Source organism: Chryseobacterium sp. A301 (assembly GCF_054489425.1).
Map to the genome: position 1 here is coordinate 64,444 of NZ_JBTMWY010000006.1, position 17,261 is coordinate 81,704.

A 17,261-nucleotide genomic window follows, 5' to 3' on the forward strand; every position below is an offset into this window, starting at 1 on the left:
CTTTAAAAGGTTTCTTTTGGATCTTGAGTCCAAGGAGCCTATTTATTAAAATACAGTTCTCCTGCGATAAGATTTTTAGGTCTGACGTTCGGGAGAACTGTGAATTTAAGAGTTTTTATTGGTGTTCACCACTGGGGTGTGTCACTTTACTCTCAAAATGGGAGGGAAATGTCAAATAGCGTCTGCGGAGCTCGGATTAAGGAATCAAGTCCTGTTTTTGAAGTTTCGCTGCCGCCTCCAAAAGCATAAGCCCACTGAGCTGCGTCGTTAGGTCTGTTTTCCCTGTAGGGGCTACAGCCCAATTGGATCCACTCATCATCTTGGGTCTAGCGATTCCTTTTTCGTAGAACGTCTTGGCATTGTATCCTAAAAATTGAAGCATTGCCGATTGATCACTCGAATTGAGTTCAGTCTTTCCGATGAGTTCCGTGAGGTATCGCACGCCGATGCCTTTAAATAAACCGCCGTCCCCTTGACCTTCGTCTCGAAGCAGGCCATTGTCCACCAATTTCCCATGGCTTATCAAGGCTTGTCCTGTTTTCACTGCATCTTGGAGATAGGTGAGCTCCCCTGTTGCGGCGTGTAAACGTAGACCGGCACCAATCCAAGTTCCCATATTGTAGGTAAATACCCAATCTTTATTGGTGGTCTGCACCCCATTTACTAGAGCCACGTTATCCCAAACCAAGCCTGTAGAAGCCTCTATTAAATGCTCTTTTTGCCAAGCATAAATTTTTTGAGCCCACTGCAAGTATTCGGGTTTGGGATCCAGTTTATAAAGTTCCATAACAAGAATAACGGCGGGAGCATTGCTTACGGCATTTTTGCTGTAGGGTGTGTCTTTCTTCCAGGCGATTCCACCGCCGAAAACGTCGCTCCAGCTCAGTTGAATGCTTTCCCACAATTCGGTTGCCACCAGTCTGTAATCCGCATCGCCCGTGGCCTGGTAAGCCCGGAGTGACGAAAGTCCTAACCATAGCATGTCGTCGTTGAAAACATTCTCGTAGGTGCCTCCGTTTTTAATTTTAATCCCATCAAAAAGAGCTCGCATTTTGGCTACGTAATTTGGGTCTTTTGATCTGAGGTAGGCATCAACCAAAACATCCAAAGCATGGGCGTTCGGCCAATAATGAAAGGCGTTACTTCCTTCGTTGTTTTCAACAAACGTATTGTTGCTACCTAAAAAGGTATTGTAGGTGGCCACTTGCATGCTGTCCGCTGTGGCCTCGTAGTTAATTTGAGCGGTGCCAATGGGTTCCAGACTTGGATCGCGAAGAGGCGTTCTTTCGTCCTCGCATCCGATGAGCACACCTAGGCCAAATGCAAGAAAAAGAAGGGGTTTGATTTTCGTTAGTTGTTTCATTTTATGCTTTTTTATACTCCCTTAAAGAAGTCCGTTTAAGGAGCTCTTTAAGGGAGAACTTAGGGGTGATTAAGTCTACTTGACCGTGAAGCTGTGCGTGTAGGCAGGTACGGTTGCGCTCATATCAATGAAAGCGTCTACGGTAGCCATGTCTAATTGCGAAGCGAATTTAAAGGAGTTTTGCCAGTGGTCGCTGGTGACCGGAACTAAATACCAGTACGAATCCGCTGAATCGGCTGTTGGTCTCTGGTTGTCGCTATTGACACTTCCAAACCATTCTTCAACGTTAGTTCCTTCTTCATTCACAAAAGTGTACTTGAATTTGTATCGTTCGTCACGACCCCAACTTTGCTGATAGAATTCAATGGCCTTATCGGAAGCTTTCCAAATCGCATTGCCCTGGTACTGATATTCAAACAGGAATTCCCCAGCAGGTGCAAACCAAAGTTCAATTTTCGCCACTTCGTCCATCGTGTATTTTCCATTGCTGAAATCCACTTTAATTCGATAGACTTTCGTGTCTCCACTGTGGGGGGTTTCTCCCTCTGTACTCAGCTTGGTTCCATCTAAGTAATAGAGTTCAGGAGTGCCCGATTTACGAGTGGCCAATTGGAAAGTTCCCGCCTTGAGCTCGGTGTAGATCTCGTACTGGCTACTGCTTATTTTTTTAAATGGTAAGGCAGCATCTAAATTAGCACCTCCTTCCGTTGCCGTACCCGTGATGAACAGTTCATCCGGCGTCGGATAGCCTGCCGGTCGTTGCACCTCAATGGTTCTAAAAACGTTTGATTTCTTCACGTTTAGACCCTTGGAAGAGAACACGGTCCAAATCAGTTTGCCAATTTCTTGTGACTTGATTCCGGCCAACGTGGCGATTTGGTTGAGTTCGGTAAAGGATAGATTTAACGTGGTTTTAAAACCGTTACCATCCGCAGGCACCACTTTAATCGGTGAGGAGAAATCTCCCCCTTCTAGGTCAAAAGCGACTTCGTAGAGCACCACGCCGTTGTCTTCGGAATGGGCACTCTGCCACTCAAAAAGGGCCGAGCTGTTCGCACCTAAATTATAAAAAGTAAGATCGGAAGGCGAATAAAGCTGTTCTACAGCCGAGACTTCGGTATGGCTTACTTGATCGTCGTCCCGGCACTGGACCGTAAGGAGCAATAGGCATATAAACGCCAGGGTTGAATATAAAGTTCTCATTATAAATAAGTTTTTGTCAATTAAATTAATAGCCAGGATTTTGGGTTAAAGCAGTATTGATTTGACGCTCGGCTCTAGGGATTGGCCAGAGGTAGTGCATAGAAGGGTCAAAGTTTCTTTGACTCACTCTTAGGTACCCATCGTCCTCGCTCGGAATTCCAAAACGTGCGCCGTGAGCCCAACCATTCAACACCTGCTCAGAAAGCTTCCAGCGTCTGATATCAAAGATTCTTAAGCCTTCCATGGCCAGTTCGGTCCGTCGTTCGGTTCGGATGAGATCACGCATCTGGGTCTGTGAAAGACCACTTGGATAAGCGGTCGCACCAGCATCGGTGAACCCGGCGCGAACGCGAAGCGCTTTAATGGTTTCGTTCCAGGTGGTTTGGGAAAATTGCCCCAATTCGTTTCTTGCCTCGGCGTTCATTAAAAGGACATCGGCATACCGAATAACCATTAAATTCAAGCCACTTTGAAGTCCCGAAAGGTGGGTAGGATCCCAATACTTACGAGTATAGTATCCCGTAGTGGTCTTGGAGGAACCCGCCTGGTATTCGTCTAGTCCAGCTCCAGTTGGATCGGTGTTTGGTTTAATGTAAATGGTTTTTACTGCGCCCGATTCGTTTTTCCATTTGTATTGGTCGTAAACCACCGTGGCGGTTAGCCTGGGGTCGCGGTTCTCGTAAGGAGCTTCCTTGTCAAAACCACTACCCGATTCTGAGATGTTCTTACCGTTTAACATCACATAGCTATCCACAAGTTCCTGGGTGGGTGCAAGGGCATTGAGACGTGCGCCTGCAGAAAGCGGAGCCATATCAAAGAACTCATTCCACATTCTTTGGATTGGAATATATTGGATGCTGAAGATATCCTCATTGCTGTACTCATTTTCGGGTAAGAAAAGACCACTGTACGACGGGAATAAACCGTAAGAGCCTTTCTCTTTATTGATTAGACGATCTGTGGCCGTGACCACTTCTTGCCAACGTCCTTCGTAAAGAAGGACTCTCGCTTTTAGAGCCAAAGCCGCGCCGGATGTGATTTTTCCTCGTTCCAACTCTGCGTACTGGTCTTTGGTTGGAAGAACCGCCATGGCATCATCAAGTTCGTTAAGTACGAATTCAATGACTTCTGCTTTTGGAGTTCTTACGGCTGTAGAAGCCTCTTCCAATGTGGGATCGGAATGGAAAAGGGGTACATCACCAAACCAGGTCGTGAGCATAAAGTAATGGTAAGCCCGAATCACTTTAGCCTCTGCTTTCATGCGCTCAATCTTGATGGGATCGGCGTCCTTAATTTTATCAATATTTTCCAGGATTAATACGCAGCTTTTAATACCCGCGTATCGTTGATTCCATTCGTCCTTAAAACGAGGTAGAGAGGCATCAAACGTTCCCGCTGCAATGGAAGCAGCTCCCGCTTCATCTCCTCTACCGTTTACCGCATTGTCGCTCAACGCTTCGTTATAGAAGAAATGATGCGAGCTTAAAATCTGCATGTAAGCATTATTAAGAGAAGACTGCGCTTTCTCGATTGTGGTCCAATAGGTTTCCTCCGTGAAACGGTCTTCAGGCACCAAATCCAGACCTTCGCAACTTGTTAAAAAGGCTAGCCCTACAACCAAACTGTATTTATATAGTGTTCTGTTTATCATGATGTCTTAAATTAAAAAGTTACGTCCATACCAAAACCATAGTAAATCGGCGTTGGATACGCTCGACCCGAATTTGCCCCACTAGATCTTAGGTTGCTGTTAAATTCAGTCAATTCAGGATCGACGAACTTCACCTTGCTTAAGGTGAGAAGGTTCTGACCTGAGAAATAAATTCTAAGATTGCTCAATTTCAAATTTGTGAGTGTAGACTCCGGAAGAGTGTACCCTAACTGCACGTTTTTAAGTCGAACGTACGCTCCATCGTAAAGGTACATGTCGCTGCCTCTTCGGAAGTTGTTCGTGTTGCTCATGCTGCCATTATTAGCCAGGCGTGGGTAGTAGGCACCCGGATTGGACGGACTCCAATAATCCAATTGATGGGTGTACATGGTCATCCCATAATTGTAATGGAAGGGCTCTATCATTTCCCCACGAATCATCATGGTTCGTTTGCCGACGCCTTGTGCAAAAAGACTCAAATCGAAGTTTTTGAACTCCACGTTGTAGGTAAGTCCAAAGGTATAACGCGGGAACGGATTCCCAAAGACCACTAGGTCCTTATCGTCAATGACCCCATCTTCGTTAATATCCACATAACGGTTGTCTCCCGGTTGCACGCTAAGTCCAACAGGTACCGCCGCACCTTGAATTTCCTCGTAACTTTGGAAGATTCCGTCTCTTTGAAGCCCAACATAAGAATTGAATGGCAACCCTTCTCTAAGAATGATTTGAAGTTCTTCCAAACGGGTTAATCGTTCCCTTCCTTGGAAATCCAGCACTTCGTTCTTGCTGTCGGCCAGGTTAGCGGTCAAACTGTGGCTAAAAAGTCGTCCTCGATGTCTCCAGTTGGCACTTACTTCCCACCCTTGATTTCCTACTTTACCGGCGTTGTAGTTTGGTAACGAGGCGCCATAGGTACCTGGAACTTGAGGGGTTACTAGAATATCGCTGGTAACTTTATTGAAGTAGTCGGCCGTGAGGGAAAGTTTGCCTTTAAAAAAGTCTGCATCAAACCCTACATTAAACGTGGCTGCTTTTTCCCAATGAATATCGGGGTTTGCAAAACTGTAACCGGTTCCACCCACGGCGACGTTGTTGTAGCCGTACGCTGTTGGAAACGTGAAGTATGTGGTTTGATACTGATAATCGCCTACGTTTTGATTTCCTAAGATTCCGTAAGAACCTCGAAGTTTAATATTCCCGACCTTCTCTTGGTAATTTTGCATAAATTCCTCTTGGGTGATTCGATACCCTAGGGTTGCAGATGGGAAAAATCCCCAACGTATGTCTCGTCTGAACTTGGATGATCCGTCGTATCGAAAAGCCACTTCGGCAAAATACTTGTTGTTGTAATCGTAAGAAGCTCTACCAAAGAGTGAGTTTAGGGAACTTCGGGAGGAGCTCATATTCGAATTGTAAGAATCCGGATCGATCTCAGTTCCAGTGACAGGAGTTCCTAGCTCTGGATCGGTATAAAGCCTATAAAGTCCGATGCCCCGATCCCTGTGATTTTCATTGCTGACTCCCACAAGCGTATTGAGGTAATGACTTCCAAAGGTCTTATCAAATTCCACCATTAGCTGGGTGTTTAAGTCCAGGCTTTTTCTATGCTGATCGCGTGTGTTTTGGTCTGCACCATAAACTCCTTTGGGTGAAAAATCCACGCGCATGGTTCGGCTGAACATGTTGTTTACCCATAAATGACCCCCGAAAACCGCCTTAGCTTTCAAATAATCGGTGATTTCTAGTTCAGCGCTGATGCTTCCTAAAATATCGTCGTTATCGTAATTTCTAAAGCCTCCCTTTTCTAGGATACCGAGGGGGTTAAATTCCTGAAGGACGTCGTTTGTGAGATAATTTCCGTTCTCGTCTTTCTGTTTATAATAGAGGGGAACTCTAGCCGCATCTCCTATAAGGGTCGAGGTGTTGTAGGAATGGTCTTTAATCATCTGCTTAGCGTACGCTAAGTTTGAGCTAAGTTTTAAGCGTCCAAATTCGTTATTCAAGTTAATCCGGAAGTTGTAACGCTCCATGCCTTTTGCAGGACCCACTAAATTACTTTCTTGATTTAGATAGCCAGCCGAGACTCGATAGGTGGAGGCTTCAGACCCACCGCTTACCGACACATTGTAGTTGCTCTGCATCGCAGGTCGTACAATTTCTTTCGCAAACCATTCGTAATCGCCTTGCTCCTTTAATTGGCGAATGTCTTCCGCGCTGTAAGGTGCCGCACTTAATCCCGCATTATAAGCGGATAAGTTTCGCAGCATGGCGTTTTCATACCCCTTAACTGGTTGGGTAAAGTAATGCGGAATATTATACCCTAAAAGCGTGTTTAGATCGACCTGCATCAGTCGACTTTTCTTTCCTTTTTTGGTCGTAATTAAAAGCACGCCGTTGCTGGCACGTGATCCGTAGATCGCAGCACTACCCGCATCCTTTAATACCGACACGCTTTCAATATCACTCGGATTTAGGGCGTTAATATCGCCACCTACAATCCCATCAATCACTACCAGGGGACTGTTGTTCCCAAGGGTACTAATTCCTCGAATGTTGATGTTAATACCAGCACCCGGTTCGTTGTTGCCTTGCTGAATTGTCAAATTGGGTGCTTTTCCCTGAAGGGCCTGCGTGGTACTGGTGTTTGCCCGTCCTTTAAATCCTTCGCTCTGAATTTGATCGATGGCGCCAATGACCTTGGTTTTCTTCTGAGTTCCATAGGCTACCACGACCACTTCTTCAATAGCCGCTTCTTTCGTACTGTCCGACTTCAACTGCTGGGCGAAGAGAGCGGGAGCCGAGAAGAAAATGGCGGCAGTGGTTAAAACTTTAAAATTATTTCTCATATCAAAGTTACTTATATAAGTTCTCTATATAAAGTGGGTCTTAATTGACCCCTCCATTCCGAATCGGATAAAAGACCGTTTAGCCTTGCACTAAGTTTAACTCTCCCCTTCTTTTGTCTGCTTTAGGGCTGACTTTACAACCGTTTCTCAGATGGCGAATTAAGGCATTGCATTGAGTCTGAACCTGAGCGTTTATAAAAGGTAAAGGATGCGTTTACACACCAAGTTAACTTTTTATTAAGTTTTGTTAACTTTTTGTATTGAGTAAATATACTAAATCGATTTAAAAAACAGCATATTTGTAAAAAAAAATTATTTTGGACACAAGAAAGAATAAAATACAATGAATAGAAAAAATCCTTGAACATAATTCAAGGATTCAAAAGATTATTGAGAAGTATAAAAACATTAAAATGACATACTTTGTGATATTTTAACGAAAATTAGACCTAAAACGTAGTAAACCGATTTAGTAAAGTCAATTTTGGTTATTTTCCACAGAGCTCGAAGAAGGTTGAGAGGATTCTCTCTCCATAAGCTCTGCATTTAGAATCACTTTACGCGCACCAAGCTGCACGTTCTTGCGCTTTAAAGCACCGAGCATAAGGCGCATGGTTTCTGCGCCAATCTCTTGCAAAGGCTGGGCTACAGCTGTAATGGATGGGTGGTATATTCTGAAAAAGTCATTATCGTCGAAGGCCACCACACCGAGCTCACGTGCAAAGAGCTTGTTTTTAATGCGAGGGGTTTCCAGACCGGACTGAGTCAGGTAGTTGGTAGCGAAAAATAAGGAATCTATTTTTGAGTTTTTAACCATGAACGAATCAATCAAATTCTTCCCCTTTTGTTCTCTTGCTTGCGCAAATGGAAGATTTAGAACCAATGGGCTAAGTCCCTTCTCTTCCATCGCATCTTCGTAGCCTTGGAGACGGTCTAGCATTTGGGTCTGCTCTAAATCAACCGTTACAAAAGCGGTGCTTTTATACCCGTTGTTTAGCAGATGCTTCGTAGCGGAATAGGCAGCCTGTCGGTTATCGATGACCACCGCATTGCTCTGAATATTCTCGTAAAGACGGTCCACAAGAACAATGGGTACATTTTGTTCGCTAAGCTCCTCTATAGCTTCTCGGCTTCCCGCAGGCGGAACGATAATGTACCCGTCCATCATGCGAAACTTGAAATATTCAATTAGCTCTGCAAATTTCTGATCGTTATTTTCGTGACTGCAGAAGATGACCTTGTACCCTTTTGAATAAGCAATGTCCTCAATAATACGGGCGAGTCTTGCGAAGAAATTGTTGCTAATATCCTCCACAATAAGCACCAGCGTGTGGGATTTTCCAGTTCGAAGACTTTGTGCAATGAGGTTGGGTTTGTAATTGACCTTCTTGGCATAGTCCAGGACTTTTTTAGTCAGCTCAGGGCTGATGTGCTTTTCTTTTGCCTTGCCGTTAAGGACGAAGGAAACCGTGGTCGTTGAAATATTCAAGTCCGAGGCCATGGTTTTAATCGAAATTCCCTGCTTTTTCATCTGTGTGGTTATCTAGCCATTAAAGATAGGCGATTGTTATTTGAACGCCAAAAGTAGCCTGAAAACAAGTGCTTAGCGTCCGAAATCGTCCTGAACGCGCACGATATCGTCTTCGTCTGACGGGTTTAGCGCATCCGTGTGAAGCCAAATTTCAGCCACAATACCCCACTCGTTTAATCCCACGAGTCGATGACGCTCGCCTTGCGCGAGTTTCACTTGATCGCCGGGGTGAAGTTCCATCACTTCGCCTTGCATGTCGTTCGGGCTCCGTACAATACCCAAAATGCCTTCAACGACTTGCCAAATTTCAGCTCGGCGATGATGATACTGCCAGCTTAGCTTGCTGTGGGGAGCGACCACTAATATTTTTGGACTCAATTTCCCACCGATCTTTAGGTCGTTGACATCCAGTCCCTCAAAAAACTGGTCGGAAAAGGCCTGAGCCTGAGTCTCATCCATAACGTAGAAGCCACCCCAAGGACGCGTCATGTCTTTGGTTACCGCTCGAAATCCATGACTGTGAAGCATCTGCTCCACCTTTTCAAAAAACTGTTCTTTCTCCGTGTTCATGCGATTGTTTCTTTTTTAGAGGCTATAAATTTATGCCAATTGGCCCATAGCCTGTGCATTCTCATGCTTGTTTTCTTATCTAGGCTTAGATTTGAAAGGATTACCCCATTCACTATAAAAGTGCGATATTAGGACTAAGTGCAATAATAGTAGCGCTTTAGCACAAATGAAGACGGGCGCTCCAACCAAACGAAAGCAAAACTTTATGCAAAACTAACTTAAAAATCTGAAATTACTAAAAGGATTTAGTAAAATTTGAGTAATATTGCACCAACCTATTGTCCAATAAACTACGACCATGGATATTTATAAAAATCAGAGCGTTGTGTTAACCCTTGATGCGGGTGGAACCAATTTTGTATTTTCAGCCATTAAAGCGGGGAAAGAACTTTTCAGCCCCATTGTACTGCCTAGTAATGCCCACGATCTTGATCTGTGTTTAAAAACCATCATTGATGGATTTGAAAAATTAAAAAAGGCCGCTCAGCCCGACGTACCGGTCGCCATCAGTTTTGCTTTTCCAGGTCCAGCAGACTATAAAAATGGAATCATCAGCGATTTAATGAATCTTCCTTGCTTTAAAGGCGGGGTTGCTTTAGGTCCTATGCTCGAAGCGCATTTTGGGATTCCAACCTATATAAATAATGACGGTGATTTGTTCGCTTACGGTGAGGCCATTGGAGGTATGTTGCCAAGGCTCAACTCCGATTTGAAATTAAAAGGTGCAGATAAGCAGTATTCAAACCTTGTGGGCATCACCCTAGGTACAGGGCTTGGCTGCGGGATTATTCAGAACCAAAAAATTATGGGTGGAGACAACTCCGCTGGTGGAGAAATCTGGCTCGTTCGGAATTTTAAGCATGCCGATATTTTGGTTGAAGAAAGTGTCAGTATTCGTGCCGTTCAAAGGGTTTATGCCCAAGAATCGGGCGATTCAGAGTTCAGAACCCCTGAAGATATCTACTACATCGCTATTGGTCAGAAAGAAGGTCATAAAAAGGCGGCTTTAGCAGCCTTTTCAGAACTATCTACCATGTTTGGCGAAGCACTTGCCAATGCCCTTACCCTACTCGACGCTCCTGTGGTGATTGGAGGAGGGCTTTCAGGGGCTAGCGATCTTATTCTGCCTGCAGTCCTTAGGCATTTAAACGGGACGATTGAAAACCTGAACCAGGAGAAAATGCCTAGACTCGTTTCTAAAGTATATAATATGGAAGATCCCGATTCCTATGCGCAATTCCTCGATTGGAAAACTCAGCAAATTCCAGTGCCTTTTACCGATCAAAGCGTCTCGTACTCCGCGGAAAAGAAACTTATTGTGGGCCTTTCTAAAATGGGAACCAGTAAGGCTGTTTCCCTTGGGGCCTATGCACACGCACTTTCGGAGCTCCGGGAAGCGGGTTATTGAACTGGAATAAGCACGCATGAGGGTCCTATTTGAAAAGCCAAAAGAAGTATATAGGACAACCTAGGACCTGTTATTTTTGAAATAAATACCTTTGTGTAAATCTATGGTATGAAAAAAACAAAATTGACTCTACTAGCCCTTGCTTCCGTACTGCTCTTTTCTTGTACGACGCAAAAGGCCCCTACAGCACAAAACTCTTCACAAGAACAAAGCACGCAAACGAAGTCCAATAGTGTGGATCGTTTTGCAGATATCGAAGTTCTTAAGTACGATGTCCCGGGCTGGGATAACTTAACTCTAAAGGAGAAAGAATACGTATACTACCTAAGTCAGGCGGGATATTCCGGTCGTGATATCATATGGGATCAGAATTACAAGCATAATTTAAAGATCCGTCATGCCCTCGAACATGTTTACCAGAATTACAAAGGAGACAAGTCTTCTGCAGAATGGAGTAATTTTGAAGACTACTTAAAACGGGTTTGGTTCTCGAATGGAATCCACCATCACTACTCTAACGAAAAGATTAAACCTACTTTTTCCAAGGCCTATTTTCAGGAGCTTTTACAGAATTCAAATACCCCAATGGATGCGGCCCTAGCCGATTTACTCTTCAATGACAAAGACTCCAAAAAAGTAAACTTAGACTTAAGCAAAGGTCTGTTAACCGGTTCAGCTGTGAACTTCTATGGCGAAGGAATTAGCTCAGAAGAAGCTTCTGCATTTTACGGAGGTATGAAAAGTCCGGATGGAAAACGTCCGTTGTCTACAGGGTTAAATTCAAAACTTGTAAAAGAAAACGGAGTGCTTAAAGAAAAAGTTTGGAAGAGCGGCGGGATGTATGGAGCGGCCATTGACCAGATTGTCTCTTGGCTTGAAAAAGCGAAAAACGTAGCCGAGAATCAAAAGCAGGCAGATGCGCTTGCGTATTTAATCAAATACTATAAAACGGGCGATTTAAAAACCTGGGATGATTATAACACCGCCTGGGTCGCTGCAACCGATGGAAACATTGATTACATCAATGGATTTATTGAAGTGTATAACGATCCCTTAGGTCACAAAGGAACCTTTGAGAGCATCGTTCAAATCAAAGACTTTGATATGTCCAAGAAGATGGATGTGCTTTCCAATCAGGCGCAGTGGTTCGAAGACCATACTCCCTTAATGCCAGAACATAAGAAAAAGAATGTAGTGGGTATTAGTTACAAAACTGTGGTTGTAGCCTCAGAAGCGGGCGATGCTTCCCCCAGTACTCCTATTGGGGTAAACCTTCCAAATGCGGATTGGATCCGTGCGGAGCACGGCTCTAAATCCATCTCACTTGGAAATATTATTAACGCCTACAACGCGGTAGGAGGAACTAGCCGCCTGCAAGAATTTGTAAACGATGAAAAGGAACTTGAACTGGCTAAAAAATATGGGGAGCTTGCAAGCAAACTCCACACGGCCCTTCACGAAGTAATTGGTCATGCCTCAGGACAGATCAATCCAGGCATTGGTACTCCGAAAGAAACATTGAAAAGCTACGCCTCCACCATGGAAGAAGGCCGAGCCGACTTGGTAGGTCTGTATTTCCTATACGATCCGAAATTGCAGGAACTTAACTTGGTAGACGATTGGAAAGCGGTTGGAATGTCCGCTTATGACAATTATATCCGGAATGGACTGATGATGCAGCTTGTGCGACTAGAACCGGGAGCGGACATTGAAGAATCTCATATGAGAAACCGCCAATGGGTTAGCGCCTGGGTCTTTGAAAAGGGACAAAAAGACCATGTAATTGAAAAAGTAGTGCGGGATGGGAAAACCTATTTCAACATTACAGACTACGATAAACTGCACGACCTATTCGGACAACTTCTTAGAGAAACGCAAAGAATCAAATCCGAAGGGGATTATGAGGCCGCTAAAAACCTAGTTGAGAATTACGGGGTGAAAGTAGATCAGGCTATTCATAAGGAAGTGCTTGCCCGTAGTGCGAAGTATGAAAACGCGCCGTATAGTGGGTTTGTAAACCCCTACATTAATCCGGTAACAAACAGCAGCGGACAGGTAACCGATTATGAAATTTCTTACCCTAACTCTTTTGCAGAGCAAATGCTTCAATACTCAAAAGAATACGGTTTTTTACCTGAGACCAACTAAATAGAATTTAATTTTAAATCGAGCGCAAGCCACTTTTTTTAGAGTGGCTTTTTTATGTTCATAATTTTAAAGAAACTGTAGAAATCAAAAAAAAGACATAAGGCCCGCTGAATTCGCAAAGAAATTATATCTTTATACACAAATAGCTACTGTCCATGGGGTTTTCCCCATCGAAAGGAGTTCCACAACTGACATAAAAATCCATCATGAATAAAGTATTTCGAAAAAGCGTATATCTCGCTTTGCTCACGGGCTCCCTTTGCTTAGGGGCTCAAACCGTCAAAAAAGCAGCTCCTATTTTTGAAAACGGACAAGCGCAGATTGTCCCTGAATTTAAAGATGCCGAGAAATGGATCCGCACGGATTTATGGGTTGAAACAAGTTTCGATACCGATGGGGATGGCAAAAAAGACCGAATGTATGTGGATGTCACCCGACCTTACCAAACCGAAAGTGAAGGTCTCAAACTTCCTGTCATCTACGAAACAAGCCCTTACTATTCTGGCGTTGCACCCGATGTGGAAGGAGGATTTTGGGATGTAAACCATGAATTAGGGCAGCCTGCCGCTAAACCCCGTGTGCATGCTGAGGTGACAAGGACGGGAACACGTCCCATCCTATCCAACTCCCTTATTGCCACTTGGGTTCCGAGGGGCTTTGTTGTGGTGCATTCGGCTTCTCCTGGAACCGGATTGTCACAAGGCTCCCCAACAGTGGGTGGAGAAAATGAATCCTTAGCGCCTAAAGCGGTCATCGATTGGCTTAACGGTAGAGCCAATGGGTACACTTCTGCAGACGGAAATGAAAAAGTAAAAGCCTATTGGACCACAGGAAAAGTCGGCATGACGGGAACGTCTTACAACGGAACTCTTCCCCTTGCTGCGGCGACAACCGGTGTAAAAGGACTAGAAGTAATTATACCTGTGGCTCCGAATACATCTTACTACCATTACTACCGCTCGAACGGACTTGTTCGTTCCCCGGGTGGTTATTTAGGAGAGGACGTGGATGTGCTTTATGATTTTATTCACAGTGGAGAGGAATCAAAGCGCGCTTATAGCAATGCGAAAATTCGCGATACGGAAATGAAAAACGGGATGGACCGTCTTACCGGAGATTATAACGATTTCTGGGAAGGACGAGATTACTTAAACCATATGCCAAAAATGAATGCTGCGCTGCTTATGTCCCATGGTTTTAACGACTGGAACGTAATGCCGGAGCACAGCTACCGAATCTACAAGAAAGCCAAAGAAATGGGTCTTGAAACCGCCATCTATTACCATCAAAATGGACACGGAGGTCCACCGCCAATGGAGATGATGAACAAATGGTTCACCCACTATTTGTTTGGTGTGGACAACGGGATTCAGAAGGAAAAAAGCAAAGCTTGGATTGTAAGAGAAGCGGATGAGATGGATAAGCCTACGCCTTATGCCGATTTTCCAAATCCTCAGGCCAAGGACGTACCCTTCTATTTAACCAAAGGTGCGCCGGAGAAAGGAGGCTTATCCACCACAAAAACTTCTACAAATGCAAAAGAAACGCTAGTAGATAACTACTCCTTTTCAGGAGAGAGTTTAGCTAGGGCCGACTATACGAATCACCGTCTACTTTATGTAAGCTCAAAATTAGAATCTGATATTCATATTTCAGGAGTCCCTAAAATCACTGTGAAATTGGCTAGCAATAAACCTGCTGCCAACTTATCGGTTTGGCTCGTATCCTTGCCCTGGAATGATTCTAGAAGATCTAAAATAACAGATAATATCATTACCCGCGGTTGGGCCGATCCACAGAACCATGCTTCTCTTAGAAAAGGAGAACCCTTGGTTCCAGGTAAATTCTATGAAGTTACCTTCGATCTGCAACCCGATGATCAAATCATCAAGAAAGGCCAACAAATCGGACTCTTAATTTTCTCCAGTGATAAAGAATTCACTATTCATCCAAAACCAGGAACAGAACTCACTGTGGATCTAGACGGAACGACCCTTACCCTACCTATCGTAGGCGGCAAGGCGAATCTTAAGTAAAAAAAGATACATTAAACGAATGAAGTAGAGTTCGTCCCATTTGAGAGTCTCAAGGGAAAAACTCTACTTCTTTTTTTTACTATCTTTCACTAACTCAATTAAAACCTCAAAAATGAGAAAAAACGTACTGCAATTTCTAATGGTATTATTTGGTTTTTCAGCATTTGCACAGACAATTTACGACGGCCCGCACGTCACATATATCCAAGGAGAACCTTGGGCTTCAAGTGTTGAAAAAGGCATAGCCTCAAAAATTGAATTAAAAGATAAGAAGGTGCAAGTTAAATTTGAAAATTCAGATTATGATTTCACAGTCCCTTTAAAAGGGTCTCTTAAAAACGAGCCTTCTGTTTTTAAGCAACCGAAGAAGATGTTTGTCGTCTCGGATTTAGAAGGTCAGTTTGAAGGGTTTAGAACCCTTCTAATAGCCAACCGTATCATGGATAAGAATTACAATTGGACCTACGGAAAAGGACACCTCGTGATTTGTGGGGATTTGTTTGATCGGGGTCAAACCGTAACGGAAATCATGTGGTTACTTTATAAATTAGAAGTGGAGGCTAAAAAAGCAGGAGGCTACGTTCATACGATTTTAGGAAACCATGACATCATGAACCTTTCTGGGGATTTGCGTTACCTTCATCCCAAATATTTGGAAACTGCGGAGCTAATGGGCGTGGATTACATGTCCTTATTCACCCCTAACACAGAGCTGGGTCGTTGGCTAAGAACCAAGAATACCATAGAGAAGATTGGGGATAATTTAGCAATGCATGCAGGCGTTTCTCCCGTCATTAACGAACTTGGATATTCCATTGAAAAGATCAATGAACTTTGCCGGCCCTTCTACGATCAGGTAAAAGTTTTAAAAGGTGTAGGTGATCCCAAAATTGATCCCTTTTTTGTAGGGAAAAGTTCGCTATTTTGGTATCGAGGGTATTTCATTGAACCCAAAGCTACAGAAGCGGAAGTCAAAAGAACGCTTGAATTGTTTGACGTAAAGCGCATTATTGCGGGTCATACAATTCTGGAAGGCAATGTGGCCTTCTATTACGATGGAAAAGTTCTAGGCGTGGATGTGAATAGACATAAAGGAGACCATCAGGCTGCTGTTTATGAAAATGGAGAATGGTTCGCAGTTGACGATAAAGGGCAAACTAGGACTTTGAAATTTCAGTAATTTATGTGACTAATAGTTCTGTCGAATTGACAAGTGATCTATTGCAAGTTCGTTAAAAACTGTAGCGAGCGATCCAAGGCTTTTTTCCCATACTCATTCATCGTGAACTGATATTCGTGACCTAAACCAGGGGTTAAATTCGGATCGTAAAACAATTCATCTGTTTTAATTCCAATATCTTTTAATTTCTTGGCAAAGAATAAGGATTGATGAAGAAGTGGATCCTCATTACCCGCGGAAATAAAAGCTGTTGGGAAGTCTTTGGTTAGATAATTTGCGATGGAGGTAGTTTTTAAGGAAGTGTCTTCCTTCAAATTTTTGGTACCCAAATAAGACCAAGAAACTGTCTTGGTAAAGAAATTAGGCGCTTCACTGTCCATTAAGACTTTAAGGTCATAAAAGCCACAATAAAGAATCAATCCTTTCACTTGCTGAGGTTTTAACCCAGGCTGCAGATTGAGCTCTTTGGCATACGCAGGATTCGTAATGCTGATTGCGGTTTGAGCTGTGATCATGGAGCCGGCCGAATCCCCTCCTAAAATTATAAAATCCTTATCTACAAAGTATTTTTCATGATTTGTTGAAATATACTGCAATGCTTTGCTTACCTCAAAAAGGGGTGTCGGGTATTTCTTTTCTGGTGCTATGGTATAATCTAGTGTGATCACCACATAACCTTTAGAGGCTAAAATCTTAGCGTAATTTTCTATCTGTCCTTTAGAACCTGAAATAAAACCCCCGCCATGGGTCCAAATAATGGTGCGCAGCGGCTTCACTGTTTTGGGATGAAATACATCAAAGGTTAAGGAAGGATTTGAAGTGTCAAATTGCTGATTTTTGATAGAGATAATTCCTTCGGGAACTTCTTTTTCAAGTGCATTGTTGGCTTTCTCTCCATAATAATTAAAAACGGAACGAATGGCAAGTGCGCCAGGCCATGGGGAAACTTGAAACGCCGTAAACCCAAGAGCAAGGAATAACGCAAGACCCAATAGAATTTTCTTTATCATAGATTTTTTTTTTGAAGGGTGACTCGACAGCAATTTAGTCAAGTTTTATCAAAGTCACTACATTCGTGAAAGTTACGCTAAAATTACCTAGCCTAATGCTTCCTGAATGGTATAGAAAGAACATTAGTTCTGTTAGACTGCTTGAAATCAAATCCCTATCAATCTCCCTCACCTGTCTCGGTCCATTTTAATTCGTTCATAATATTCTGTTGGAGTCATTCCGAAAAAATCGTGAAATAAACGAGTGAACGTTTGGCGGCTTGTAAAGCCAGCCTGCTCTGCAATGCCCTGAACTGACAAATTCATGAGTTT

The 17,261-nt window shown here is 43.5% G+C and carries 12 protein-coding genes; 4 read left to right on the top strand and 8 right to left on the bottom strand.

The features are described from left to right. Positions 1-196 precede the first annotated feature (196 nt). The 6 genes from ACX3PU_RS09845 to ACX3PU_RS09870 all read right to left on the bottom strand — a co-directional run bounded on the left by ACX3PU_RS09845 (position 197) and on the right by ACX3PU_RS09870 (position 9,167). On the bottom strand, positions 197-1,363 hold the full coding sequence (locus ACX3PU_RS09845; protein ID WP_459084866.1) for a glycoside hydrolase family 76 protein: 1,167 nt from the start codon (positions 1,361-1,363) through the stop codon (positions 197-199). Positions 1,364-1,438: 75 nt separating this feature from the next. Next, the gene (locus tag ACX3PU_RS09850; protein ID WP_459084867.1) at positions 1,439-2,566 is read right to left on the bottom strand and encodes a SusE domain-containing protein; all 1,128 of its coding nucleotides are present in this window, start codon (positions 2,564-2,566) and stop codon (positions 1,439-1,441) included. 25 nt (positions 2,567-2,591) lie between these two features. Then, positions 2,592-4,217, bottom strand: a complete 1,626-nt coding sequence (locus ACX3PU_RS09855; protein WP_459084868.1) for a RagB/SusD family nutrient uptake outer membrane protein — start codon at positions 4,215-4,217, stop codon at positions 2,592-2,594. Positions 4,218-4,228: 11 nt separating this feature from the next. Next, on the bottom strand, positions 4,229-7,066 hold the full coding sequence (locus ACX3PU_RS09860; protein WP_459084869.1) for a SusC/RagA family TonB-linked outer membrane protein: 2,838 nt from the start codon (positions 7,064-7,066) through the stop codon (positions 4,229-4,231). 478 nt (positions 7,067-7,544) lie between these two features. Then, positions 7,545-8,597 (bottom strand): LacI family DNA-binding transcriptional regulator, encoded by a 1,053-nt coding sequence (locus ACX3PU_RS09865; protein ID WP_459084870.1) that lies wholly within the window; start codon positions 8,595-8,597, stop codon positions 7,545-7,547. A 72-nt stretch (positions 8,598-8,669) separates the two neighbouring features. Continuing rightward, a complete protein-coding gene (locus tag ACX3PU_RS09870; protein ID WP_459084871.1) occupies positions 8,670-9,167 on the bottom strand; it encodes a cupin domain-containing protein in 498 nt (165 codons plus the stop codon). Between the two features lie 298 nt (positions 9,168-9,465). Between ACX3PU_RS09870 and ACX3PU_RS09875 the strand changes: the two genes are divergently transcribed. The 4 genes from ACX3PU_RS09875 (at position 9,466) to ACX3PU_RS09890 (ending at position 15,939) form a co-directional block, all read left to right on the top strand. Continuing rightward, the gene (locus tag ACX3PU_RS09875) at positions 9,466-10,575 is read left to right on the top strand and encodes an ROK family protein (protein WP_459084872.1); all 1,110 of its coding nucleotides are present in this window, start codon (positions 9,466-9,468) and stop codon (positions 10,573-10,575) included. A 108-nt stretch (positions 10,576-10,683) separates the two neighbouring features. Then, positions 10,684-12,723 (top strand): dipeptidyl-peptidase 3 family protein, encoded by a 2,040-nt coding sequence (locus ACX3PU_RS09880; protein ID WP_459084873.1) that lies wholly within the window; start codon positions 10,684-10,686, stop codon positions 12,721-12,723. Positions 12,724-12,929: 206 nt separating this feature from the next. Then, a complete protein-coding gene (locus tag ACX3PU_RS09885; protein WP_459084874.1) occupies positions 12,930-14,759 on the top strand; it encodes a Xaa-Pro dipeptidyl-peptidase in 1,830 nt (609 codons plus the stop codon). A 112-nt stretch (positions 14,760-14,871) separates the two neighbouring features. Continuing rightward, positions 14,872-15,939: a metallophosphoesterase gene (locus ACX3PU_RS09890; RefSeq protein WP_459084875.1), complete on the top strand. Its 1,068-nt coding sequence runs from the start codon at positions 14,872-14,874 to the stop codon at positions 15,937-15,939. A 38-nt stretch (positions 15,940-15,977) separates the two neighbouring features. On the opposite strand, the gene ACX3PU_RS09895 is transcribed toward ACX3PU_RS09890, so the two are convergent. Together ACX3PU_RS09895 and ACX3PU_RS09900 are read right to left on the bottom strand one after the other, a co-directional pair. Further along, positions 15,978-16,949: an alpha/beta hydrolase gene (locus ACX3PU_RS09895; protein WP_459084876.1), complete on the bottom strand. Its 972-nt coding sequence runs from the start codon at positions 16,947-16,949 to the stop codon at positions 15,978-15,980. A 168-nt stretch (positions 16,950-17,117) separates the two neighbouring features. Continuing rightward, on the bottom strand, positions 17,118-17,255 hold the full coding sequence (locus tag ACX3PU_RS09900) for an AraC family transcriptional regulator (protein ID WP_459084877.1): 138 nt from the start codon (positions 17,253-17,255) through the stop codon (positions 17,118-17,120). Between the last annotated feature and the right edge of the window lie 6 nt (positions 17,256-17,261).

What these genes read in the sequence shown, in the direction of transcription:
- ACX3PU_RS09845 (WP_459084866.1), bottom strand. Translation starts at nt 1,363, where the DNA reads ATGAAACAACTAACGAAAATCAAACCCCTTCTTTTTCTTGCATTTGGC.
- ACX3PU_RS09850 (WP_459084867.1), bottom strand. Translation starts at nt 2,566, where the DNA reads ATGAGAACTTTATATTCAACCCTGGCGTTTATATGCCTATTGCTCCTT.
- ACX3PU_RS09855 (WP_459084868.1), bottom strand. Translation starts at nt 4,217, where the DNA reads ATGATAAACAGAACACTATATAAATACAGTTTGGTTGTAGGGCTAGCC.
- ACX3PU_RS09860 (WP_459084869.1), bottom strand. Translation starts at nt 7,066, where the DNA reads ATGAGAAATAATTTTAAAGTTTTAACCACTGCCGCCATTTTCTTCTCG.
- ACX3PU_RS09865 (WP_459084870.1), bottom strand. Translation starts at nt 8,597, where the DNA reads ATGAAAAAGCAGGGAATTTCGATTAAAACCATGGCCTCGGACTTGAAT.
- ACX3PU_RS09870 (WP_459084871.1), bottom strand. Translation starts at nt 9,167, where the DNA reads ATGAACACGGAGAAAGAACAGTTTTTTGAAAAGGTGGAGCAGATGCTT.
- ACX3PU_RS09875 (WP_459084872.1), top strand. Translation starts at nt 9,466, where the DNA reads ATGGATATTTATAAAAATCAGAGCGTTGTGTTAACCCTTGATGCGGGT.
- ACX3PU_RS09880 (WP_459084873.1), top strand. Translation starts at nt 10,684, where the DNA reads ATGAAAAAAACAAAATTGACTCTACTAGCCCTTGCTTCCGTACTGCTC.
- ACX3PU_RS09885 (WP_459084874.1), top strand. Translation starts at nt 12,930, where the DNA reads ATGAATAAAGTATTTCGAAAAAGCGTATATCTCGCTTTGCTCACGGGC.
- ACX3PU_RS09890 (WP_459084875.1), top strand. Translation starts at nt 14,872, where the DNA reads ATGAGAAAAAACGTACTGCAATTTCTAATGGTATTATTTGGTTTTTCA.
- ACX3PU_RS09895 (WP_459084876.1), bottom strand. Translation starts at nt 16,949, where the DNA reads ATGATAAAGAAAATTCTATTGGGTCTTGCGTTATTCCTTGCTCTTGGG.
- ACX3PU_RS09900 (WP_459084877.1), bottom strand. Translation starts at nt 17,255, where the DNA reads ATGAATTTGTCAGTTCAGGGCATTGCAGAGCAGGCTGGCTTTACAAGC.